Annotated in this window: 24 protein-coding genes and 1 riboswitch; of the genes, 3 read left to right on the top strand and 21 right to left on the bottom strand. The window is 28.7% G+C overall.

Translation table 11 applies throughout. The features are described from left to right. Positions 1–13: 13 nt before the first annotated feature. From BN2409_RS13270 to BN2409_RS13225, 12 genes are all read right to left on the bottom strand, one after another. Positions 14–772, bottom strand: coding sequence for a prepilin peptidase (locus BN2409_RS13270; RefSeq protein WP_053957097.1), 759 nt, complete (start codon positions 770–772; stop codon positions 14–16). 57 nt (positions 773–829) lie between these two features. Next, complete coding sequence (locus tag BN2409_RS13265) at positions 830–1261, bottom strand: type II secretion system protein (RefSeq protein WP_053957096.1); 432 nt, start codon at positions 1259–1261, stop codon at positions 830–832. 61 nt (positions 1262–1322) lie between these two features. After that, the gene (locus BN2409_RS13260; protein WP_053957095.1) at positions 1323–2534 is read right to left on the bottom strand and encodes a type II secretion system F family protein; all 1212 of its coding nucleotides are present in this window, start codon (positions 2532–2534) and stop codon (positions 1323–1325) included. 17 nt (positions 2535–2551) lie between these two features. Beyond that, the gene (locus tag BN2409_RS13255; RefSeq protein WP_053957094.1) at positions 2552–3604 is read right to left on the bottom strand and encodes a type IV pilus twitching motility protein PilT; all 1053 of its coding nucleotides are present in this window, start codon (positions 3602–3604) and stop codon (positions 2552–2554) included. A gap of 11 nt (positions 3605–3615) precedes the next feature. Continuing rightward, on the bottom strand, positions 3616–5295 hold the full coding sequence (locus BN2409_RS13250) for a GspE/PulE family protein (protein WP_053957093.1): 1680 nt from the start codon (positions 5293–5295) through the stop codon (positions 3616–3618). Positions 5296–5347: 52 nt separating this feature from the next. Continuing rightward, positions 5348–5430: riboswitch (cyclic di-GMP riboswitch) on the bottom strand. Positions 5431–5582: 152 nt separating this feature from the next. Continuing rightward, positions 5583–6836 carry a CapA family protein gene (locus BN2409_RS13245; RefSeq protein ID WP_053957092.1) on the bottom strand — a complete coding sequence of 418 codons (1254 nt, stop codon included), beginning with the start codon at positions 6834–6836 and terminating at the stop codon, positions 5583–5585. Positions 6837–7134: 298 nt separating this feature from the next. Next, the gene (locus tag BN2409_RS17300) at positions 7135–7284 is read right to left on the bottom strand and encodes an SGNH/GDSL hydrolase family protein (protein WP_199873029.1); all 150 of its coding nucleotides are present in this window, start codon (positions 7282–7284) and stop codon (positions 7135–7137) included. 351 nt (positions 7285–7635) lie between these two features. Further along, positions 7636–8439, bottom strand: coding sequence for a peptidoglycan DD-metalloendopeptidase family protein (locus BN2409_RS13240; protein ID WP_053957091.1), 804 nt, complete (start codon positions 8437–8439; stop codon positions 7636–7638). A 174-nt stretch (positions 8440–8613) separates the two neighbouring features. Next, on the bottom strand, positions 8614–8844 hold the full coding sequence (locus tag BN2409_RS13235; RefSeq protein ID WP_053957090.1) for a LexA family protein: 231 nt from the start codon (positions 8842–8844) through the stop codon (positions 8614–8616). Between the two features lie 196 nt (positions 8845–9040). Continuing rightward, complete coding sequence (locus BN2409_RS17295; protein ID WP_199873028.1) at positions 9041–9190, bottom strand: hypothetical protein; 150 nt, start codon at positions 9188–9190, stop codon at positions 9041–9043. A gap of 566 nt (positions 9191–9756) precedes the next feature. Continuing rightward, positions 9757–10137 (bottom strand): sigma-70 family RNA polymerase sigma factor, encoded by a 381-nt coding sequence (locus tag BN2409_RS13230; RefSeq protein WP_110943128.1) that lies wholly within the window; start codon positions 10135–10137, stop codon positions 9757–9759. Positions 10138–10209: 72 nt separating this feature from the next. Then, positions 10210–10398 carry a hypothetical protein gene (locus BN2409_RS13225; RefSeq protein ID WP_053957089.1) on the bottom strand — a complete coding sequence of 63 codons (189 nt, stop codon included), beginning with the start codon at positions 10396–10398 and terminating at the stop codon, positions 10210–10212. 136 nt (positions 10399–10534) lie between these two features. Here BN2409_RS13225 and BN2409_RS13220 point away from each other — a divergent pair, with 136 nt between their 5' ends. Next, a complete protein-coding gene (locus BN2409_RS13220) occupies positions 10535–11494 on the top strand; it encodes a stalk domain-containing protein (protein WP_053957088.1) in 960 nt (319 codons plus the stop codon). Between the two features lie 134 nt (positions 11495–11628). Then, positions 11629–13185, top strand: coding sequence for a recombinase family protein (locus tag BN2409_RS13215; RefSeq protein ID WP_053957087.1), 1557 nt, complete (start codon positions 11629–11631; stop codon positions 13183–13185). Between the two features lie 76 nt (positions 13186–13261). Here BN2409_RS13215 and BN2409_RS13210 read toward each other — a convergent pair whose 3' ends face one another. Then, entirely contained in the window at positions 13262–13447 is a 186-nt protein-coding gene (locus BN2409_RS13210) for a hypothetical protein (protein ID WP_053957086.1), read from the bottom strand. A 156-nt stretch (positions 13448–13603) separates the two neighbouring features. Here BN2409_RS13210 and BN2409_RS13205 point away from each other — a divergent pair, with 156 nt between their 5' ends. Next, a complete protein-coding gene (locus BN2409_RS13205; protein ID WP_053957085.1) occupies positions 13604–15229 on the top strand; it encodes a recombinase family protein in 1626 nt (541 codons plus the stop codon). Here the strand turns inward: BN2409_RS13205 and BN2409_RS13200 are convergent. The 8 genes from BN2409_RS13200 to BN2409_RS13165 form a co-directional block, all read right to left on the bottom strand. Further along, the gene (locus BN2409_RS13200; protein WP_053957084.1) at positions 15204–15605 is read right to left on the bottom strand and encodes a sigma-70 family RNA polymerase sigma factor; all 402 of its coding nucleotides are present in this window, start codon (positions 15603–15605) and stop codon (positions 15204–15206) included. The two genes, BN2409_RS13205 and BN2409_RS13200, sit on opposite strands and share 26 nt — an antisense overlap. A gap of 81 nt (positions 15606–15686) precedes the next feature. Further along, positions 15687–17369 (bottom strand): peptidoglycan D,D-transpeptidase FtsI family protein, encoded by a 1683-nt coding sequence (locus tag BN2409_RS13195; RefSeq protein ID WP_053957083.1) that lies wholly within the window; start codon positions 17367–17369, stop codon positions 15687–15689. A 77-nt stretch (positions 17370–17446) separates the two neighbouring features. Then, positions 17447–18682: a peptidase U32 family protein gene (locus BN2409_RS13190; RefSeq protein ID WP_053957082.1), complete on the bottom strand. Its 1236-nt coding sequence runs from the start codon at positions 18680–18682 to the stop codon at positions 17447–17449. Continuing rightward, positions 18679–19335: an O-methyltransferase gene (locus BN2409_RS13185; RefSeq protein WP_053957081.1), complete on the bottom strand. Its 657-nt coding sequence runs from the start codon at positions 19333–19335 to the stop codon at positions 18679–18681. The genes BN2409_RS13190 and BN2409_RS13185 overlap by 4 nt, the downstream gene beginning before the upstream one ends. 77 nt (positions 19336–19412) lie before the next feature. Further along, on the bottom strand, positions 19413–20429 hold the full coding sequence (gene mltG, locus BN2409_RS13180; RefSeq protein ID WP_053957080.1) for an endolytic transglycosylase MltG: 1017 nt from the start codon (positions 20427–20429) through the stop codon (positions 19413–19415). A 150-nt stretch (positions 20430–20579) separates the two neighbouring features. After that, positions 20580–22247, bottom strand: a complete 1668-nt coding sequence (locus BN2409_RS13175; protein WP_053957079.1) for a ribonuclease J — start codon at positions 22245–22247, stop codon at positions 20580–20582. Positions 22248–22512: 265 nt separating this feature from the next. Next, complete coding sequence (locus tag BN2409_RS13170) at positions 22513–22935, bottom strand: Fur family transcriptional regulator (RefSeq protein ID WP_053957748.1); 423 nt, start codon at positions 22933–22935, stop codon at positions 22513–22515. Between the two features lie 442 nt (positions 22936–23377). Continuing rightward, positions 23378–23752, bottom strand: a complete 375-nt coding sequence (locus BN2409_RS13165; RefSeq protein ID WP_053957078.1) for a DUF134 domain-containing protein — start codon at positions 23750–23752, stop codon at positions 23378–23380.

Raw genomic sequence — 23752 nt, 5'->3', positions numbered from 1 at the left:
AATTTCGTATATTTTAACTTCCTAAGTATAATAAAAAAGATAAGTATCGATTGATGATTTCTGTACCATAAAATATGGCTAAACATACTGCAAGAGATATAAAGGGTCCAAAAGCAATAGGATCTTTTTTATTTTTAATTTTAAATAAAATCAAAAGAATAGAAAGAATAGATCCAATACAAAAAGAAAAAAAAGTAATGAATACAATCATCTTCCATCCAAAAAATAATCCTAAAACTCCCATTAATTTAATGTCTCCGCCTCCCATGGCATTTGTAAGGATAGCAATGATTAAAAAAAATCCTCCTCCTATAAGCAGTCCAAAAAAAGCATCCTTAAAAGATAAAAGAGTAGGATTCTTAAATAAAATCAAAATAATTGCTGTTATAAATCCAAATAGATTACATGCATCTGGTATAATTTTAAATTGAATATCTATCATAGAAATTACAATTAATAAGCTAGTAAGAATCATATATTGTATAAAAAATATAGATGTATCATATTTTATATACAAAAATAAATAAATGAATCCGTTTAATAGTTCTATAAAGGGATACTGTAGAGAAATATTTTCTCCACAGTATCTACATTTTCTTTTATGAAATAAAAAACTAATGACAGGTATTAAATCTATAGGTTTTAAATTCGTATTACATTTGGGACAATGAGAAGAAGGATAAATAATCGATTCCCCTTTAGGAATTCTATAAATGCATACATTTAAGAAAGATCCTATAAACAGTCCAAATATAAAAATGAGTAGTTTCATTTTATCAATCCTCGGATCTTTAAATTATTTTTATTTTGATGATTATTTCGATAAATTTTAATCATCTTTGTCCGTATCATCTTCATTTGAAGTTACTGTGCCATCTTTTGCAACTTTAAACTCAATCTTTCCCTCATAATGTTGAAACTTAATTTCATCAGTATAAGTTTTCAATAATTTTTCAGTATCTATATACTTATTATCTTTGATCCAAATTACATGAGGCGTATATCTGTTAGGTTCCTCCTTTTTTACTGTAACTGTTATAGTAGTATCTTTAATCTTCTCTGTTGCCCAATCCATTTGAAGTCCTTTTTTAATAACTGCGATTAACTGGTCATCCGTTGCTTTTTTTGCCTTATCTGTAAAACCTGAGAATTTTGGAACTGCAATACCTGCTAATATACCAATAACTGCAATAACTACAATCAATTCTACTAAAGTAACTCCTTTTTTGTTTTTTAATTTTTTACTAAACATTTGAATCATTTTATTCCCTCCTTTAATTTTTAATGCTGAAACAACACATGGGTCATTTCTTACAAATTATTTATACTGAAATGGTGTTGACCATATCAATCATAGGCAGAAGCATAGCAATAATAATACTGCCCACAATGACAGCCATCACTACAATCATAAGAGGTTCTATCAGTGTAGTGATCTTTTGAAGAGCTACTTCTACTTCTTCATCATAAAAGTTTGCAGTTTCATCTAATATATCATCTAAAGAACCAGATTCTTCTCCAATACGAATCATAGCGTGAAGCATTGGAGGAAAGACACTGATTTTTTCAATCATACTAGAAAGGTTGATCCCTTTTTTTATATCTTCTTTCGCAATTAAAATTTCTTTTTGAACCACTGTATTTCCAACAATTTCAGATATAATATCTAAGGCTTGCAGTAAAGGAATTCCACTGGCTAATAAGGTGGATAAGGTCCTTGAAAATCTGGAAGTAATAATTTTTTGAGTAGTCCCCTTCACAATAGGAATTTTAAGCTTTAATTGATCTATAAAAAGCTGTCCTTTTTTCATACTTATAGATTTTTTTAATCCATATATAAGTAATACAAAAATAAGAAAAATGATATGTAAATAGTTTTTTATTATGTCTGTTATACTAAGCAATATTTGAGTAGGGATAGGAAGTGCTGTATTACTCTCTTTAAAAAGCCCAATGAAGGTTGGTATAACAAATATAAGTAAAAATACTACCACAGTGATAGCTACAATGCTTAATACAATAGGATAGATCATAGCCCCTTTTACTTTATTTGAAATTTTATTTTCTTTTGCATAGTGATTGGCCATGCGAGCTATAATTACATCTAAAGTACCACTAAATTCTCCAGTTTCTACCATATGGATCAGTAAATCTGGAAATATGTCTTTATGATTTTTTAAAGATTCAGAAAGAGTAAGTCCCTTTTGAACTTCTTCATAAATCTGACCAATTACTATTTTAAATTTTTTATTTTGTGTTTGTTGCCTAAGAGTATCTAGACAATTCAGAATGGAAATTCCTGCATGAAGCATTGTATAAAATTGTCTGCAAAATATAGCAATGTCTTTTATTTTTATTCTATTCCAGAAAGAAAAGGATATTGCTCTTTTTACTTCAAATTTTTCTTCTACATGAATAGGATAATGATTATTTTTTCTTAACATATGAAAAACTTCTTCTATTGTATTAGAAGTATAAACTCCTTTGAGTTTTTCTCCTGTTTGACTCATCGCTTTGTATTCATAAGTAGGCATAAAATCCTTCCTAACCTTTATAATATATGTCTTTCTAAGTTTTCTCTTTCTATGGCATAAGTAAGAGCAGTTTTTTGATCAATAATCATTTGATTGTATAATTCTAAAATAGAATGATCCATAGTTTTCATTCCAAATTTTGAACCTGTTTGTATATTTGTTTGTAATTGATGTGTTTTTCCCTCTCGAATTAGATTTCTTATGGCGGAAGTAGCAATCAAAATTTCCATAGCTGCAATTCTACCTTTTTTATCATTTCTTGGAAGAAGCTGTTGTGAAATAATTCCCTCAAGTACGGTTGACAATTGTACTCTAATTTGTTGTTGCTGATGTGAAGGAAAAATATCAATAATTCTATCAATTGTTTTGGCAGCTCCTACTGTATGAAGGGTAGATAGCACCAGATGTCCTGTTTCAGCCGCTGTTAAAGCAATACTAATAGTTTCTAAATCTCTCATTTCTCCTACTAAGATAACGTCTGGATCTTGGCGAAGAGCAGCCCTCAGTGCATTTTTAAAGCTTTGTGAATCATTTCCTATTTCTCTTTGATTGACAATACTTTTATTATGCTTATGTAAATATTCTATAGGATCTTCTAATGTTAGAATATGACAATTTCTATTTTCATTAATATAATCAAGCATAGATGCCAAGGTAGTTGATTTTCCACTTCCAGTAGGGCCTGTGACCAATATGAGTCCTCTTTGCTTTAATGCTAAATCTTTTAAAACATATGGTAATCCAAGTTCATCAATAGTTGGAATCCTAAGAGATACACACCTTAAAGCCATTCCATAACTACCTCTTTGTTTGTAAATATTTACTCTAAATCTTCCAAGTCCTGGATGTGAAAAAGACAGATCTATTTCTCCTTTTTCTTGTAACTCTATAAAAAGTTTTTGAGTAAGAAGTTCTTGTATCAAAAGCTCCGTGTCTTGAGGTAATAAAGGTTTTTCATCTATTTTCTGAAGATTTCCATTTACTCTAATGACAGGGGGTATACCTACTGTTATGTGTAAATCAGATGCACTTCGTTCAATTGTTTTTTTTAATAGTCCTATAATATTCATAATATCACCACCTAATCTAGGCTATAAGCTACTTTTATCATTTCCTCTACAGTTGTAATTCCTGAGAGTACTAACTCCATACAGTTTTCTTTTAAAGAAATCATTCCTTGATGGATAGCTTTTTGTCTAAGTAGATCAATACTTTCTTCTTTATCAATACTTTCTCTTATTTCTTTGTTGATTCCCATAATTTCATGAACAGCTATTCTTCTTTTATATCCTGTATAATTACATTGACTACAACCTTCTCCTTTATAAGAAACAAAGGGCTTTTCTATATTTAATAATTTTTTTTCATCTTCTGTAAGGGTATATGCTTTTTTACAATGCTCACATATTTTTTTTACAAGCCTTTGAGAGATAATTCCTGTAACGGCAGAAGAAACAAGATAAGGTTCAACTCCCATATCTACTAATCTAGCTATTGTGGCAGGAGAATTGTTTGTATGCATGGTACTTAAAACCAAATGACCTGTAATAGCTGCTCGAACAGCTATATGAGCAGTTTCTGTATCTCTGATTTCTCCAATCATAACAATATCAGGGTCTTGTCTTAAAATAGATCTTAATGTACTCGCAAAAGTCAAATCCGCTTTTGTATTGACTTGTACTTGATTAATACCATGGAGTCTATATTCTACAGGATCTTCTACAGTAATAATATTTTTTTGTAGTTCATTTAATTCCTTTAAAATTGTATACATAGTCGTAGTTTTTCCACTTCCAGTAGGACCTGTAATTAATATCATTCCACTTGGACTTTTCACAACAGAATTAAAAATTTCTAAATTTTTTTTTGAGAAACCTAATTGACTTTTAGATAACAAAAAATTACTTCTATCCAATAATCGAATTACTATTTTTTCTCCATATACAGTAGGAAGGGTTGAAATACGAAGATCAATTTCTTTTCCATCAATATTTGTCTCGACTCTTCCATCTTGAGGAATTCTTCTCTCTGCAATATTCATTTTTCCCATAATTTTAATCCGAGTAACAATAGCTGAGTGAGTATTTTTTTCCGTAGACATAATCTCTTGTAAATCTCCATCGATTCTAAATCGGACTCTTACTTTGTGCTCAAATGGTTCAATATGTATATCACTAGCTTTTGATTTTACTCCTTGACGAATAATAGAATTCATTAATCGAACAACAGGAGCATTATTAATTTCATTTGAAATAGCTTCATCCATTTCTGTAAAATTCTCTATAGGATACTGATTCTTAAAATCTTTAATAGCTTTTTCAGCACTTTCTTTTCCATAATAATAATCAATTGCATTTAAGATAGAATCCTTTGTGGCAATAGTAGGATTTACTTCTAAATTTGTGGCAATTTTTACATCATCTATTGCAAAAATATTAAGCGGATCTGCCATGGCTACTGTTAATCTATTTTTTTCTCTTTTGATAGGAATGAGTATATGTCTTCTAGCTAAAGCTTCACTAATCAATAAAGGAACTTTAGGTTCTATAAAATATTTTTCAATATCCATATGAGGAATTCCTAATTGAAATTCTAAAGCCTCTATAATTTGTTGTTCTGTTACAAATCCTTCATCAATCAAAATTTCTCCAAGTTTTTTTCCCGATGAGCGTTGTAGTTTCAAAACTTCATTTAATTGATCTTGTGTAATAAAATTTGCTTGAACTAACAAATCGCCTAATCTTTTTTTAAACGGTTTCATTCCTTTTCACCTTCAATCTTTTTGGTTTTATAATACAAAAAAGCTAACAACATATGTTGTTAGCCGGTTACGCCGCTACATCTACATGGCATAGGCGTCCAGATATAGCCATGTATCATTTGTTCCAACATTTTTTGGTATATATTTATTATATAGATTCTGATGTTATTTCATAATTCTATAAGAATTATCAAAATCCTTCATGATATATAAATATATACTAATTTTTACATAATAAGGAACAAACTATATGGGTATGAAAATTTTCAAAATTTCAGTTATATATTTTAGAACATTCGATGGATCAATGTTTCAAGGTCAGACTTATTCATATGAGACTCTATCAGAGTAATTGTGTTGGTTTTAGAATTTTTAGCTCTCCATAAACTATCTTTAGTATATAAATGATATTTTTCATAATCATCTAAATCATCCATTAAAGGGACAATTTCATATATCTTTTTTCCCTTATTGTAATATTTATTTACCCATGTAGGTAAATAAGTTACTCTTTCTAATTGTGTTTTATTCTTTTCAAAGTCTTTTTTAAAGGTTACATAAATCATTAAACCATCTTCTGTAGCTCTATTTTTCATAAATTCATAGCGTTGATTAGATAAAAAATTGCCCATTGAATATAGTACTAAAGTCTTTTTATTTTGTTTTTGATTTTCTAAAATCTCAATGGGTTGGAGAACATGAGGATGACTCCCAAAGATTACATCTACTCCTATATCTTTTAAGAAATATGCAATTTTCTTTTGAGTTTTATTAGGAATTTGATGGTACTCTTCTCCCCAATGTAAATAAAATATTATCACATCTACTCCTTCTTCTTTCATCTTGTTCACAGTATTTTTCATTTCTTGGAAGTTTTTTTCTAAATGATTATTATTAAAAGTATGGATGCAATTTTTTATTTCATTAGGAATCGGTAATCCATTTAAAGCTTTGTTTTTTTTATCTGTAGAAATTTCATAAGTATAAGCTGTAATTCCAAATTTTATTCCTTTTACATCTTTAATGATGTAGTCTTTGATTTCTTCTTTTTCCTTTGTACCTATAGTATCTAATTGAAAGTCAGAAAGAGTACGAATTGTTCTTAGTACCCCTTGAGCCCCAGTATCCATAGTATGATTATTGGCAGTTACTACTACATCAAATCCAGCATTTTTTATAGCTTGTCCTAATGCATCTGGACTATTAAATTGTGGATAACTAGAATATCCTTTTTCTGGTCCACCTAATGTAGTTTCTAAATTGCATAATGCAAGGTCTGCTTTTTCTATATAAGGTTTAACCAATTGAAAATTATTATTAAAATCATATTCTTTAGTGTGAGTATTATATTGTGCTTTCAATTGAGGACCATGAACCATAATATCTCCAACAGAAAGTATCGTTGCTTCTACTGGTGGCGGATAACTTATATTTTCTTTTAATGGATCAGGACCTGCTAATACAGTATCTGAATGGATATTGCTACATGCTGTGATGCAAAGTATGAAGATAAGATAAAATGATAATATTTTTTTATTCATATAAAATCTCCTTTTTATTAATGACTATAAAATATGATGAGCAATAATTTTTTAGATATATGATGTAAATGATTTATTTTTCTAACTTCCAGTATATTGTATTTTTAGGTTAAGTAAAATATATTTTTATATTTATTTTATAATTTATTTCATTTCTATTTACTACTCGGAATATAATATGCAAATCTCTTTTCATATCCTAATATATCCATCAAAGATATTTCATTACCCCTAATAGATTCTCCACTTATTATTATGTGTATTTTATTATTCAATTATATTGGCTTTGACAATTTGATTATAAGCTTTGCATATCCTTTATTTTTTCTATATTTGCCATAATTTTATGTCCCCGAGGTGTCAAATGTACTCCATCTATATAAAATTCATATTTATTCTCTTTCGTAACGCATTCATTGATTTCTGAGCAAAAATCAATAATTTTCACACGGTATACAAATGATTCCTTAAATTGCTTATAGGCTTTGGATTTTAAAATATTATATATATATTACATATATCTTCTGAATAAATGCATCATTTCTACAAAAGCTATGAATGAGGTGATTCTATAATGAAAAAATCATGTAAAAAAAATGTAGGCAATATTGATAGAGCAATTAGAATTGTTCTCGGCTCATTATTAATTATGGAAGGAGTCTTTGGATATTGCATTGGTTATGATTTGTTTAATATATCCACCTCTAAGTGTAAAAAATAGGGTAGTATTCATCTACCCTATTAATAGTTTATACATATATCCTTTAATACCTATCTTTGTATGTGGCTTATTAATTTACTACTGCCTTAGGTACTTATTAGGATCTACAGGTATCCCATATTCTCTTACTTCAAAATGTAAACATGGTCCTGTAGTATACCCTGTATTTCCTGATTTTGCAATTTCATCTCCTGCTTTTACCTGACTATCTTCATTTACAAGTAGTTCACTACAATGTGCATAGAGTGTACAAATACCATTTCCATGGTCAATAATTATAGTTTTGCCATATGTACCTAATCGAGCGGAATATATTATCTGTCCATCCGCTACTGAAACAATTGGCATTCCTTGGGGTGCTGGTATAAAAATACCTGTATATAGCTTTTTCTTTTTTAGTATCGGATGAAAATAGAATCCAAAGTTCCTACTTACTTTAGTACACCTTGGTATAGGCCAAATCATTTTTAGCGTTGTAATTGATATTTTTTTGTTAGTATCATCCCAATCTACCTTTCCTCCAAATATCTCAGCAATAAACTTTATTGGAACTAGCATTACTCCATTACTATTTCTAGGAACAACGGGCAAAGTAACTTGTTTATTATTGATCACTGCTAATATGTTCCCTTGTTGCAACCAAACACTAGTATCATTCTTCACAACAAATACAGATTGATCTTCCCCATTCCATGTAACGGTTGCTCCTAAAGTTTCACAAATATCTTTTATAGGAACAAGTATAGTTTGATTTTCAATAATAGGATTAACAGAAACGGTCATCTCTTCGCCATTGAAGGTTATCTCATTAATGTCTAGTGCATATATCTTATAGGTACAAAGTAAAACAAAGCATATTGAAATTGATAATAATTTTTTCATTAATTAATATTCCTCCTTATGAAATATCCAATTTTAGTTTAATAATATATATTTTATCATATTATGTAATATATAGAAATGAAGTAAAATACAAAAAAATTTTTCTTTTTTATATAACTAAATTAAGTTTCTATATAAAAAATAGGTGGCAAAATGATATTGTCACCTATTTTTTTACCCTCTTATTTCACTTAATCCTCTATCTGTTATTTTGATTGATCTATGTATATTATCTCTCTTAGTTATAAATCCTTGACTCTCTAGCTCGGTTAAATGACTATATACTGTACGTTTTGATTTTAAACCTAATAAATCACAGAGATTTCTAATAGAAGGACTCATACCATTTGCATTGTTATAATAATATATTGCTTTTAAAACTTCTTTCTGTCTTTTAGTTAGCATACCCATTCCCCTTTTGTAAAAATTTTTGACAGTTATATTATAACAAAACGTACGTTCGATGTTAAGATGCAAAAAAAGTGGCATTTTATTTCTCTTTATTATATAACTTACGTTACCTACACGTTTAGGATATAAAAACAGGAGCTGTTATGCCTCCTATCCTTAGTTTCCTTGTACCAAATATAATTAGTAATAATCATTTTCTTAGGAAAGTTTCACAAACACTCATTAATATTGGCTTCCAGCAAATAAACCCAATAGGAATCAACACCCATAACAAAACTGGTATCACCATAGCTACAACACATACTCCAAATAGTACACTTATTAACTTTAAAAACTTCATCAGCAGTTCCTCCCTATCAAATATAATACTGGAATATGGATAATGGAAAGTTACTGAGTCACTCATCCATATATTTATGATACACTTACTACTTTATAATTTATATTCCAAACGCAAAAAGAGAGCTTTCACTCTCTTTTTGCTATATTCCACAACTTTCGTTTATAAGTTTCCACAATGCACAATCTCTATGTGTTAAACACACTTTTTATGTATAACAACCTTTTTACTTTCTTTTTCCCTATTTTCAAGTTTTCTAATAATCTTCTTTATTATCGCAATCGTTTTTTCATCCATCTTTGTAACCCCCTTTACTTACTCAATTCGATAAAAAAATTTATAATCCTACTTAAATCGTTCGACAAAAGAAACCTTTTTAGTGAATGTAATATATTTTTCCCTCTTTTCTTCTTTGTTTGAGCTACCATAAATATAATAATGCAAATGAATAAACTCCTCCTTGTATAGCAGATTTCACTCCATTATATAAAACTTTTTTCTTTGTATCAGACTCAGATAACTGTTGATTGATAAAAATAAAATGCTAGCATAAGCTAACATTTTTATCATTCTTCATTTTTTTCTTTTTTATCTAAATTATTGATATAAAAAGCTTTACCTAATTTTTTAATAGCCCTTTTTTCTATTCTAGAAACATAAGATCTAGAAATTCCTAAAAGTTGTGCAATTTCTCGTTGTGTTTTACTTCCTCCATTGGCTAAACCATATCTAAGTTGTAGAACGGTTTTTTCTCTGTTTTTTAATACATTTGCCATTTTTTCATATAATTTTTTTACTTGTATTTTTAATTCTACTTCATCTAGTACTTCATCTGTTTCTGTTCCTAATATATCCATCAAAGATATTTCATTGCCTTCTTTGTCGATTCCAATGGGATCTTGCAAGGATACTTCATTTTTGGTTTTTTTGTTAGAACGTATTGTCATCAATATTTCATTCTCTATGTTTTTTAAATGCCACTTATTTGAGGCTTGTCCAAATATAGAAATAATTAAATACTACTTCATTCCTAGATATTTCATGATTTCTTCTTTTGATTTGTTTTCTTTAATCATACTAATTACTTTTCTTTTAATTTGTTTTTTATAAGTTTCCATTATATTTTCTTTTACTTTTTCTTTTACATCATGAGATAATTCTTCTAATCTTTTATTTTGAATAAAAATTTTTATTTCTATGTTTTTCATACTATCACTCCCCTTTCTAATCTATGAAAAAGAAGATATTATATGCTAAATTTAGTCATTTCTTCTATTATTTTTGAATTGTTTTCTTTCTATAAAGAATATATAATATTGAGTAATTATGATAGGAGGAATGCCTATGAAAAAACGAACACTTTCCTTATTCCTTTCCTTAGGAATACTCTTATCCAGCACATGCGCTTATGCAGATTCTTATATGATGCATACCATTCAATGGAATGATACCTACCAAAAAATAGCTAAAAAATACAATCAATCTGTTGACGAATTAGAAGAATTGAATAATGACTTAGGAAAATCATTATATGCTGGAAACTTAATGAAAATAGAAGCTTTACCAAATCACAAAAATATTTCCATTCAAGTAGATGGAAAAGAAATTCATACAGATACAACCCCTTATTTAGAAAATGGTAGAACTTTTGTACCTATTCGCTTTATTAGCAATGCATTAGGTGTTGAAGAAATTCAATGGGACGCAAATAAAAATACAGTAATCATCCAAAACAACCAATCCACTATTTCGCTTCCTATTCGCTCACAAACTGCAATGATTAATGATCAAAATATACCTTTAGATGCTCCAATTAATATTTACAATGGTAGAACCTTTGTTCCTCTTCGTTTTATAGCTGAGACTTTTCATTGCACAGTAGCATGGGATCCAGAAAAATACATAGTCTATATTCAGACTAAAGAAAATACTACTTATCTTGAAGAAGACCTTTATTGGTTATCTCGAATTGTAGAAGCTGAAGCTTCTGATGAACCCTTTGATGGAAAATTAGCCGTGGCCAATGTAATTATCAATCGAAAAAATAGTGCCGATTTTCCAAATACTATAAAAGAAGTAGTTTTTGATAAAGAGTATGGTTTTCAGTTCACTCCTGTAATGAATAATACTATTTATAATACTCCCTCACAAGAAAGTATTATAGCCGCAAAAGAAGCTCTTTTAGGAAATAATAATATTGGAAATGCATTATATTTTTTAAATCCACGCATTTCAACAAGCTTTTGGATTACTGCCAATAGAACATTTTACAAAACCATTAATCTTCATAATTTTTATCTATAATCTATGCTAAAAAAGAATCTATTTTAAGATAGATTCTTTTTTGTGTTCTGATTTTATACATATTTTTATATACTTCTATAAAGACTTTCAATCAATTCTTTTTACCCTATCTTATTTTTTAAAAAGGTGATCTTATGAATATAGGAATTTATTCTAGAAAATCAAAATTTAGTTCTACAGGAGAATCTATTCAAAATCAAATTAAATTATGTAAAAAATATGCATATGAAAAATTTAAATACATCCATAATTTTCTTATTTATGAGGATGAAGGTTTTAGTGGTAGCAATGCATATAGACCAGCATATGAGAAAATGCTACAAGATGCTCAAAAAAAGAATTTTAGTATATTAATATGTTATCGCTTAGATAGGATATCCAGAAATGTTTCTGATTTTTCTTATCTTATGCAATTACTCAAAAAAAATAAAATAGAATTTATATCCTTAAAAGAGCAGTTTGATACCTCTACTTCTATGGGTAAAGCCATGCTATATATTTCATCTGTTTTCTCACAATTCGAAAGAGAAACGATTCAAGAAAGAATCAAAGATCATTTTATAGAGCTATCACGCACTGGAAGATGGCTTGGAGGAATGACTCCCACTGGATATGAGTCTATTCCTACTTTTTATATAGATCAACACAAATGCAAAAAAAAAATGTACCAACTTACTCCTATTGAAAAAGAATTGAAAACTGTCAAATTATTATTTGATAAATTCTTGGAATTTCACTCTCTATCTCTTTTAAAATCCTATTGTATAAAAAATAGGATTCATACAAAGACAGGAAAAAATTATTCCGAACATTCTCTTAAACTTATTCTCACCAATCCTGTTTATGCCATAGCAGATACACACATATATGAATATTTCTCAAATAACAAAGTTCAAATAAGCAACTCTAAAGAAGATTTTACTGGTGATTATGGAATCATGGTATATAATAAAAAAATAGTTCAAAAAGGGAAAAATATAAAAACAAAAGATATGTCTGATTGGATTTGTGCAATAGGAAACCATAAAGGAATCATAAAGGGAAAAGATTGGATATATGTACAAAAATTTTTAAATTCAAAAAAAACAAAGTATTCTCGTCAAGGTACTTCAGAAACTGGAATTTTATCTGGTCTTCTCATTTGTGCATATTGTAATGAGTTTATGAAAATTAAATACGGTCAGAGGATAAAAAATACAAATCAAAGACATTTCTATTACGTTTGTAGTAATAAAAGTAATTGTCACTGTCCTAATTTATCTGGCTCTTTGATAGATCAATTGATAATAGATAAATTAAAAGAAATTTTATCCTCTCCAATTATTCTTAATATAGATTTTTCTCAAACAAATTCTTCCTATAAAAATTTATTACATCAATTAAACATGAACAATAAAAAAATCGAAAATTTATCTAATCAGGTATCTTTATATCAAGCTTCTTCTGTATCTAAATATGTTCTACAAGAAATTAAAAATCTCTATACAGAAAATAAACAAATAACATTTTTAATAGATTCCTATTTCCAAAATGATAATAAACATTTTGTATATGATTTTCATAATATTTCTATTGATTTTTCAAATCAAATTAATTATTTATTCAATACAGAAAAAAAAATTTTTTTAACAAATATTATCGATCGAATTTACTGGAATGGTGAAGAAGTAAAAATATATTTGTCTACTTGATAGCTTATTGTACACCTTTTTTAATAATATTGATAGTTGCCGTCATATTTTTACTATTACCTCGGAAATACCTTCTTCATTTCCTACTTTGCTCTTTTTTAATTTCCCGTTGGATATTCATCCAAATCATATTTTTTTCTTCTTCTGAAAGAGATAACTCATTTATATATTCTTTCATCATATTTATATGTTGTATAGCTATTTTTTCTTTAAACTTGTTCTTGTCATTTTTACCTTCCGGAAAATATACTCTAACTTTCATAGGATCACCTCTTGGTATGTATATGAATTTTAGAGTTTGTACTATACTGAAAATATCTGTCTAATTTTCACTATTACCTCGGAAATACTAAAACTATTTGTATTTCCCATTCTTCACATATTTTTAGAAATAGAAAAAGAATTAGAGGGGGATTTTATGAATATAGCCATTTATTCAAGAAAATCTAGATTTACTGGAAAAGGTGAATCCATATATACTCAAATCAATCTTTGTAAAGAATATGCTCAAAAAAATTTTGATCCTATTGAAAATTTTATCATCTATGAAGATGAGGGCTTCTCAGGTGGAAATATTGATAGACCAAAATATCAAGAGATGATCCATGATGCTCTTAAACATAAGTTTCAAATTTTAATATGTTATAGATTAGATAGAATATCTAGAAATATTTCAGATTTTTCAAATACGATTCAAATATTACAAAATCAAAATATAGACTTTATATCTTTGCGTGAACAATTTGATACTTCTACTCCCATGGGACGTGCTATGATGTATATGGCTTCTGTTTTTGCTCAACTTGAAAGAGAAACCATAGCTGAAAGAATTCGTGATAATATGCTAGAGCTTGCAAAAACAGGTAGATGGCTTGGAGGTGTTACCCCTACAGGCTTCATTTCAAAATCTTCTCAGACCCTAGACAAGGATGGTAAAACACGTAAAATGTTTCAATTATCACCTGTACCTGATGAACTCAAAATCATTAAAATATTATATAATCAGTTTTTATTGCTCAAATCTTTAACAAAACTTGAAACCTATTGTATTCAAAATCATATAAAAACAAAAAATAATATAGATTTTACACGTTTTTCATTAAAAGCTATTTTAACCAATCCTGTATATGCTACAGCAGATCAATCTCTTTATGATTATTTTATTTCTCATGGTTTTGAAGTATATCCTAGGAAAAGTGATTTTGATGGAAAAAATGGTATTATGGCTTATAATAAAACCTTTCAGCAAAAACATAAAACAAATACCTTAAAAAGTCCATCTGAATGGATTATCTCTATAGGAACTCATCCAGGAATCATTCCAAGTAATATATGGATTCGTGTTCAACAATTAATCTCTCAAAATAAATCAAAATCCTTTAGAAAAATTAAAAATACTCAAGCTCTACTCTCTGGAATATTAATATGTAATCATTGTGGCAGCTTTATGAGACCTAAGATGGGTAGAACGAAAAAAAATGGTGAGAAAGCATATTATTATATATGCGAACAAAAAGAAAAAAGTAAAAGACAAAATTGTAATATAAAAAATCTAAATGGAAATGAACTTGATCAGTTGGTTATTGAATCTATCCAAAAGCTACCTTCTGAAGCTTCAATATTATATGAAATGATAAAAAAAAACAAAGTAACCATTCCACTTATTCCAAATAAAATAAACTCAGAAATCAAAAGAATTCAAAAAAATATAAAGAACAAAGAAAAATCTATTCAAAATCTAGTTTATACTTTATCTGAAGGACAGAATCAGAATATAATAAAGTATATTATGAAACAAATGAATCAATTAAATGAAGAAATTGAACAAATGAAAAAAAAGTTAATCTATTTACAAGAAGAAAGTAAAAATACACAGATCTATAAAAAGAAAACACTCAATAACATATTCATGAATTTTTCTGATTTAATCCATACTCTTACTATTTCTAAAAAAAGAAAATTAATTCAAAACTTAATTGAAAAAATAAAATGGGATGGAGAATATGTTCATATCTTCTTCATAGGATCCAATAAATCAATCTAAATATTGTAAAATGTTTCCATAACGATAGGATAGCATTTTCAATACATCTTGCTGCATAAGTAGCAAGTCTCGTTCCTTTACTTCTATCAAAAGAAGTAATGGCTTTAATGAGACCTATGGTTCCAATAGATATAAGATCATCTACTTCTCTCCCTGTATTATGATATTTTTTGACAATATGGGCAACCAATCTTAAATTTCTCTCTACTAAAATATTCTTTGCTGTTTCATCCCCTCGCTCATATAATTTTAAATAATGCTCCTCTTCTTCTGGAGTTAATGGTTTTGGAAAAGATGTATTACTAGATACATAAGAAACAAATGTAAAAATAGGCTTTGCTAAAATCAATGATAAAGTTGCCATTGTCATCCACATAAAGATGCACACCTCCTAATTTTATGTCATTTTTAATTATATGTGTAATAAGCAAAAGGTGTGCATGTCTTTTCAATAAAATTACTTTATTTGTAAAATTCCTTCTAAAATTTTCTTAAACAAAGGAGCTGCTACTTTTCCGCCTGATTTTCCATCCTCAATCATGACAGTAATGGTATATTTAGGATCATGACTTGGAAAATATCCTGTAAACCACGCATGAACTACCTTTTTTCCTCCATCACTTGATTCTGATGATCCAGTTTTTCCAGCTACATGACCTATTTCATATAATTTGACACGCTTCGCTGTTCCTACTTCAATTACTTTTTCCATCATCCTTTGAATTCTTTGTGCTGTTTCATAAGCAATCACTCTTTGAATAGGTTTTTTTTCTATTTTTTTTATGATGTCTCCATTTTCATTACTAATTCCTTGAATCAATGAAATCCCTTGGTCTACTCCTCCATTTGCAATAATATTAGTCATTTTGGCCATTTGAATTGGAGTCACTTCTAAAGTACCTTGTCCAATAGATAAATTTCCTATTCCTGCTCCTTTTATATGATCTTTTGTAGGAATTTTTCCCTCTATCTCTTCTGCTAAACCTACTTCTGTTTTTGCTCCTAATCCAAATTTTTTCGCCATATCTATAATTTTTTCGCCACCTATTCTTTGACCCATTTGTATAAAAGCAGTATTGCATGACTGAGCAAACGCATCCTCTAAATGAATTTCTCCATGTCCACCTTTCTTAAAACTAGAACATTTTATTTGCACTCCATCAATTTCCTCATATCCTTTACAAAAAAAAGTATCTTCTTTTATATTTTCTTCTAAAAAAGCTGCTGCTACAATAATCTTAAAGATGGAACCTGGTGGATAAGCAATTTGAACAGCTCTATTATAAAGCTCTTGTTTTGTACTTTTTAAATATTTTGCAACTTGATCTTGTTTAAAATTGGGCCTGCTCGCCATGGCTAAAACTTCTCCATTCTTTGAATCTAATACAACAACACTTCCCTTTTTATTTAATTTGTCTAATTCTTCTTCTACTAGTTTTTGAATTTTATAATCCAATGTAGTAACAACATTTTTCTGTGTAGATGAACCATTGATCATCTCATACTTAAGTCCTGGAATACGTCTTTTCTGTGCATCTACAATAGCAGCAACTTTAGACACTTGATTTTCTTTTAAGATTTCATCATAGACCTTTTCTATTCCTTTTTCTCCTCTATTATCAATCGTATTAATGTATCCTATCACATGAGCTGCTAAGCCTATTTTTTCATATCTATCTGTATATTCAATGGGGAACACCCCTTTCATATGTACAGCTTGATCTATGAATTCTTTATTATGGTTTATAATTTCTAATTTTATAGGTTCATATCTTAATATTTTTTTATCTTTAAGTACATTTGCTTTATTTCCACTTATTTTTTTTAGAATTTCTATATTTGGATTAGATGCTACAAAATATTTAGGAAAAACCATCAAATATTCTTTTTTGTGTCGATTGGTTAATAAATTTTGATTTCTATCATATATTTTTCCTCTACTAATTCCTATAGGAATTTCCTTGGTCCATTGCTTTTTAGCAGCTGCATAGTATTCATCCCCTTTTACCATTTGAATATAATAAAGTCTTCCTATTAAAGCCAATAGTAAAAAAGTAGATATACTTCCTATAAATATAATTCTTTTTCTTCTTTCCTCCATATATTGATTTTTCTTTTTACGTTCTATTCTAGATTCCACAAAAAAGAAACACCTCCTTGATCGTTAAAGATACTTTAAGTATCTCCAAGTTCAAAAAGGTGTATACTTATATGAATTTATTTATGATCTTCTCTAGGCTTTCTTAAAATATAATATTTCTCAATAGGCTCCTTCATTTTTATTTTTATAATTTGTTGGGCATGAGGAGCTACAGAAATTTCTTCTCCTTTTTCATTCCACATATATTCAACCTTTTGAGTAAATATCCTCATATTGGGTCCCATAACCTCAATTTCATCACCCTTAAAAAGTCTATTTCTTTGTTCTATAGTAGCTATGCCGCTTTCATGATCATAATCCTTTACCAAGCCTAAAAAATCATATTCTCTTACATAAGAGCTTGTTTGATACAATTGTTCTTTGTGTGTAGGTTTATTCATATAAAATCCTGTTGTAAACTCTCTATGACTTGCTTTTTTAATCTCATCCATCCACTTTGGATCATACTCATATTGATCTTTCTTTTCATAATAAGTATCTATTGCTTTTCTATATACATTTACAATATTTGCAACATAATAAGCGCTTTTCATTCTACCTTCTATCTTTAAGCTATATATTCCAGACTCAATCAATTCAGGAATATATTCAATCATACATAAATCTTTTGAATTAAAGAAATAAGTTCCTCTCTCATCCTCAAACACAGGAATATATTCACCAGGTCTTTTTTCCTCCATTAAATAATACTCCCATCTACATGGATGAGCACATTCTCCTCTATTGGCATCACGATTGGCCATATAATTACTTAAAAGACATCTTCCAGAATAAGAAATACACATGGCTCCATGAATAAAAGCTTCGAGCTCTAAATCAACTGGAATATTTTCTCTTATTTCTTTGATTTCTTCAAAAGCTAGCTCTCTAGCTAATACTACTCTTTTGACTCCTTGAGAATACCAAAATTTAGCACTCATGTAATTTGTATTGTTAGCTTGTGTACTTAAATGAATTTCCATATGAGGCATATATTCTTTTACATACATCAGTGTTCCTGGGTCTGATAAAATAACAGCATCTATGTTGATTCTAGAAAGCTCTTTTAAATATTCATCAAGCTCCTTTAAATCTTCATTATGAGGAATAATATTTAAAGTAACATAAACCTTTTTTCCTCTATCATGTGCAAATTCAACTCCACGCTTTATATCTTCCAAAGAAAAGTTTTTTGCACTGGCTCTAAGGCCAAAAACTTGACCTCCTATGTAAACTGCATCTGCTCCATAAATAATAGCCATCTTTAATCTTTCTAAATCTCCTGCTGGCGCTAATAATTCAATTTTTTTCATTTTATTTCCTCCTCGGCTTTATAACTAATTGCTACACCATCTCCAATAGGTAGGATAGAAGTGGTTAATTGAGGATGCTTCATAATATAGTCTAAATATTTTCTCATTCTTTTTACAATTGTTATTTTTCTTCTTATCACATATTCATTAGAAGCAGTCATTCCCTTATACAACACATTATCTGAAATCAATACCCCACCAGGTTTTAATTGATCAATAGTGGAAGATAAAAATTTCATATATTGTCCTTTAGCTGCATCTAAAAATATAAGATCAAATTTTCCATCTAGGTTAGGTAAAATTTCTTCTGCGTTTCCTTGTATCACTTCTATTTTTGAATTTAACCCTGCTTTTTCAATATTTTTTCTAGCTAAATCTACCATGTCTTCTCTTTTTTCTATACTGATTAATTTACCATCTTCCATAGCATTTGTAAAAACAATAGCTGAATAACCTATAGCTGTTCCTACTTCTAAAATAGATTTTGTTCTATTTATTTTAGTCATCACCTTTAATAATTGTGCTACTTCTGGATGAACAATAGGTACATGATGAATTTGCGCAAATTCTTCCATTTCTTTTAATAGACCATTTTTTTCAGGCAACAACTCTCTAATATATTCTTCTACTAGTTCATTTACTATATTGCTCAAAATTTACAACTCCTTTAATTTTAAATAAACAAAAAGGAATACGTGAAGAGCCTTCACGTATTAGTTTTCCCTATTTGTTAATTAGCATTCTTAGCAGCATTTAAATGTTCTTCATAGGTTTGACTAAAATGATGTGCGCCATTTTTAGAAACTACAAAATATAAATAATTTGTATCTTTAGGATATAAAGCAGCTTTTATAGAAGCTTCTCCAGGTGATGCAATTGGTTTAGGAGGGAGGCCATCATGTTTATAAGTATTGTATGGAGAATCAATAGAAGTATCTTTATTTGTTAAATGAGGTTTTCTCTCTCCTAATACATATTGAACTGTAGCACAAGACCTAAGTCTTATCTTCTTTTTGAGTCGATTATGAAAAACACTAGATACAATAGTTCTTTCCTCGTCTAACTTTGCTTCTCTTTCTATGATAGATGCTAACGTAACCACTTCATTGATATTCATGTTTAACTCTTTTGCTCTTTTATAATATTCATCTTTAAATACATGATTAAAACGATCTAACATTTTAATAATAATTTCTCTTTCGGTTTCTTCTTTTCCTATTTCATAAGTATCTGGAAATAAAAAACCTTCTAATCTATTTTCCCCTTTAGGTATTTCTTTTAAAAAAGGATAATCAAAATCTCCGTAATTTGCCATCTCTATAAACTTATTTCTATCAATTAATCCTCTTGCTTCTAATCGATCCACAATTTGTTTAAATTCAAAGCCTTCTGGAATAGTAATCTTTGTAATAGTTTTTGCTGTTTCTCCATTAGATAAAATTTTTATGATTTCATCTGCTGACATATTTTCCTTTAACAAATATGTTCCTGCCTTCATTTGTCCATCTGCTTCAGACCATTTACTAAGAAGTCTAAAAGTATAAGAACTTTGAATTAAATTTTTTTCTTTTAAAATACTAGCAATATTCCCTGTAGATGCCCCTTTTGGAATAATTACCATAGTTTCACGATTACTTTGCACATCTACAGGTTTAATAGATTGATAAAAATAAAACCTTCCTCCAACTATTCCCAAAACCCCTACCATTAACATCACAATTATTATTCTTTTGATCTTTGATATCATCCACATACCTCCACGAACATATATTCATTATTTAATTATACAATTGTCTACAAGGTTTTACAACATATTCTCATAGAAAAAAGCTATGATAGATTAAATCTATCTATAGCTTTTTAAATGATTGATTCATTTAACTATATTATTTACCCTCTATACTTCCATAATAATTGGTAAAATCATTGGACTTCTCTTTGTTTTTTCATATAAGAAACCTCTTAAGCTGTCCTTTATAGATGATTTTAAAGCTGCCCATTCTCTTACTCCGTTTGCTTGACAGAGTTGCAGAGAATTTCTCACTACTGCTCTTGCTTCATCCATTAGTGCTTCGGATTCTCTTACATATACAAAACCTCTAGAAATAATATCTGGTCCTGAAACTACCAATCCATCCTCTTTGCTAATAGTAACTACTACTACCATTAACCCATCTTCAGATAAATGTTTTCGATCTCTTAATACAATATTTCCTACATCTCCAACTCCTAATCCATCCACTAAAATATTTCCTGCTGGAACATTTCCACAAACTCTTGCATAGTCTTTAGAAAATTCAACAATTTGTCCATTCTCAATTGTAAATATATTGCTAGTTGGCATTCCTAAACTTTCAGCTAATTTTGCATGTTGCTTTAAATGCCTATATTCTCCATGAACAGGAATAAAATATTTAGGTTTAATCAAAGAATGCATAAGTTTTAATTCTTCTTGACATGCATGCCCTGAAACGTGTACATCTGCTAATGCTTCATAAATAACGTTTGCTCCCTTTTGAAACAATTGATTGACTACTCTTGCTACTGTTTTTTCATTTCCTGGTATTGGAGTTGCAGAAAGAATGACCATATCTCCTGGTTGAATTTCTAATTTCCTATGCTCAGAAGATGCCATTCTAGATAGTGCAGACATAGGTTCACCCTGACTTCCAGTAGTAATTACCACTACTTCATCATTTGGATATTTATTAATATCATTGATATCTATAAGCATATCTTCTGGTACTTTTAGATATCCTAACTCCATTGCTACATTTACTACATTGATCATACTTCTTCCTGAAACAGAAATTTTTCTATTGAATTTGTATGCTGCATCAATAATTTGTTGTACTCTATGTACATTCGATGCAAAAGTAGCAACAATAATTCTTTGATGTGCATTTCTAAATATATTTTCAAAAGTCGCACCAACAGTTCTCTCTGACATAGTATAACCTGGTCTTTCAACATTTGTACTATCTGCAAATAATAAAAGTACTCCTTTTTTTCCTAATTCAGCTAATCTATGAAAATCTATAGGTTCTCCATCAATAGGTGTAAAATCAATTTTAAAATCTCCTGTATGTACAATCGTTCCTAAATGCGTATGGATTGCTAGACATACTGAATCTGCAATAGAATGACTTGTACGAATAAATTCAACTTTAAACTCTCCTAATTTCACTGTATCTCCAGGCTTTACAATCTCCATATGTACACTTGAAAACAATTTATGCTCCTTTAATTTGTTTTCTACAAGTCCTAAAGTAAGTTTTGTACCATACACTGGAACATTTAATTTTTTTAATACATAAGGTAACGCACCAATATGATCCTCATGTCCATGAGTTAAAACAATTCCTCTTACTTTATCTTTATTTTTCATCAAATACGTAATATCTGGTATTACCATATCAATTCCTAACATCTCATCCTCAGGAAAACTTAGACCACAATCTATGATCATGATATCATCTTTGTATTCGATGGCCATCATATTTTTCCCTATTTCATTGAGTCCTCCTATAGGAATTACTCTAATTTTTGCTGTTCTTCTTACCACAATGTCACACTCCTTTAATATTTAAGCCGCCCTGACCTTTGTTATTTTATACTGAAAACCCGGACAATTACACCTAATTTATTATACTTTATTTAGTATACATTAGCAATATGTAACAATTTTAATGAAAATATTTATTCCTTTTATATAGTATTACTCATTTTTTTATAACTAAACAATGTATTTCATGTTTTATATATACACAATTTCATTAAATATTTTATATAAAAAGAAATAAATCCTGTACCTACATGGGATACAGGATTTATTTGCACTTAGAACAATATCCAAAGAATTTTACTTTATGATCATGAATCTTAAAATCATAATTTTTTTCTATTTCTTCTTCTAGTGTTTCTAGTAAATCCACTTCTACTTCAATAACCTCACCACATTTTACACAAATGAGATGATGATGCTGATGATTATCCTCATGATTATTTAGTTCATATCTACTACATCCATCATCAAAATTAATTTTTGTAATAATATCCAATTCATCTAAAAGTTGTAATGTCCTATATACAGTAGCCAAGCCAATTTCAGGGCATTCTGTTTTTACCATATCATAAATTTCTTCAGTACTTAGGTGTTTTCCTTGATTATTAATAATTGTATCTAAGGTTGCTCTTCTCTGAGGCGTTAATTTGTACCCTTTCTCTTTTAATCTATCTTTTAATTTCTCCATAACATCATTCACTTTAGCACCTTCTTTTTCAATTAATAATATCTTTTATATGCAATAGTTTACTTGTAAAATCTGTAAAAGTCAAGGATATTTTATATTTCTACTGCTATTTTATATCTTTTTATTACAATTTATTTTTTTTAGAGAACAACCCTTGCAATTTTCACATTTAGGTAACTCTTTTAATAGAGTATAACATCTTGGACATCTATTTACTCTCAAATCCTTTATACGATTTCCACACACTTTGCATATAAGCTCCATACTCTTCACATCCTTAACTTTTATTAATTGAAACATCTTATCAATTAAATTTTACTATATATTTACTATATGGTCAATAATAAAAAATAGAAAAGTCATCCATTTCCTAGGGTTATATAAATTGTTAACTACATAATCTCTAGAAAGGATGACTAAAATAACTTAATAAATATTATATTTAACCTCTAAATCTCATATTTTTGCCCCACCTATGTCTATAATTTATACATCTGTCGCAACATTCTTTATCTGTAAAATCATTACACAGCTTATAATCTCCTCCTTCTATTTTTAATATTTTACCATTTACCAAGCTATCTGCTAATTTTTTACGAGCACTTTCATATATTCTTTGTATGGTTGAGCGTGCAACTCCCATTATATCTGCACTTTGCTCTTGATTCAATCCTTCTAAATCCATAAGTCTTATTGTTTCATATTCCTCTACAGTCATAATAATTGACTGCTCTGTATTTTTACTAAGATCTACAGGACCAAATTTATTCACTTCTGGTAATTGACAAACTCTTCTCCATTTTTTTGGTCTTGCCAT

Origin of the sequence: Inediibacterium massiliense (assembly GCF_001282725.1) — a bacterium.
Taxonomy (GTDB): Bacteria; Bacillota; Clostridia; order Peptostreptococcales; family Thermotaleaceae; genus Anaerophilus; species Anaerophilus massiliensis.
The sequence above is the reverse complement of the archived record's forward strand: the minus strand, read 5'-3'. Positions and strand labels throughout refer to the sequence as shown.

Coding starts and splice junctions, on each gene's coding strand:
- BN2409_RS13270 (WP_053957097.1), bottom strand. CDS start 772: ATGAAACTACTCATTTTTATATTTGGACTGTTTATAGGATCTTTCTTA.
- BN2409_RS13265 (WP_053957096.1), bottom strand. CDS start 1,261: ATGATTCAAATGTTTAGTAAAAAATTAAAAAACAAAAAAGGAGTTACT.
- BN2409_RS13260 (WP_053957095.1), bottom strand. CDS start 2,534: ATGCCTACTTATGAATACAAAGCGATGAGTCAAACAGGAGAAAAACTC.
- BN2409_RS13255 (WP_053957094.1), bottom strand. CDS start 3,604: ATGAATATTATAGGACTATTAAAAAAAACAATTGAACGAAGTGCATCT.
- BN2409_RS13250 (WP_053957093.1), bottom strand. CDS start 5,295: ATGAAACCGTTTAAAAAAAGATTAGGCGATTTGTTAGTTCAAGCAAAT.
- BN2409_RS13245 (WP_053957092.1), bottom strand. CDS start 6,836: ATGAATAAAAAAATATTATCATTTTATCTTATCTTCATACTTTGCATC.
- BN2409_RS13240 (WP_053957091.1), bottom strand. CDS start 8,439: ATGAAAAAATTATTATCAATTTCAATATGCTTTGTTTTACTTTGTACC.
- BN2409_RS13235 (WP_053957090.1), bottom strand. CDS start 8,844: ATGCTAACTAAAAGACAGAAAGAAGTTTTAAAAGCAATATATTATTAT.
- BN2409_RS17295 (WP_199873028.1), bottom strand. CDS start 9,190: ATGAAGTTTTTAAAGTTAATAAGTGTACTATTTGGAGTATGTGTTGTA.
- BN2409_RS13230 (WP_110943128.1), bottom strand. CDS start 10,137: ATGACAATACGTTCTAACAAAAAAACCAAAAATGAAGTATCCTTGCAA.
- BN2409_RS13225 (WP_053957089.1), bottom strand. CDS start 10,398: ATGAAAAACATAGAAATAAAAATTTTTATTCAAAATAAAAGATTAGAA.
- BN2409_RS13220 (WP_053957088.1), top strand. CDS start 10,535: ATGAAAAAACGAACACTTTCCTTATTCCTTTCCTTAGGAATACTCTTA.
- BN2409_RS13215 (WP_053957087.1), top strand. CDS start 11,629: ATGAATATAGGAATTTATTCTAGAAAATCAAAATTTAGTTCTACAGGA.
- BN2409_RS13210 (WP_053957086.1), bottom strand. CDS start 13,447: ATGAAAGTTAGAGTATATTTTCCGGAAGGTAAAAATGACAAGAACAAG.
- BN2409_RS13205 (WP_053957085.1), top strand. CDS start 13,604: ATGAATATAGCCATTTATTCAAGAAAATCTAGATTTACTGGAAAAGGT.
- BN2409_RS13200 (WP_053957084.1), bottom strand. CDS start 15,605: ATGTGGATGACAATGGCAACTTTATCATTGATTTTAGCAAAGCCTATT.
- BN2409_RS13190 (WP_053957082.1), bottom strand. CDS start 18,682: ATGAAAAAAATTGAATTATTAGCGCCAGCAGGAGATTTAGAAAGATTA.
- mltG (WP_053957080.1), bottom strand. CDS start 20,429: ATGATATCAAAGATCAAAAGAATAATAATTGTGATGTTAATGGTAGGG.
- BN2409_RS13170 (WP_053957748.1), bottom strand. CDS start 22,935: ATGGAGAAATTAAAAGATAGATTAAAAGAGAAAGGGTACAAATTAACG.
- BN2409_RS13165 (WP_053957078.1), bottom strand. CDS start 23,752: ATGGCAAGACCAAAAAAATGGAGAAGAGTTTGTCAATTACCAGAAGTG.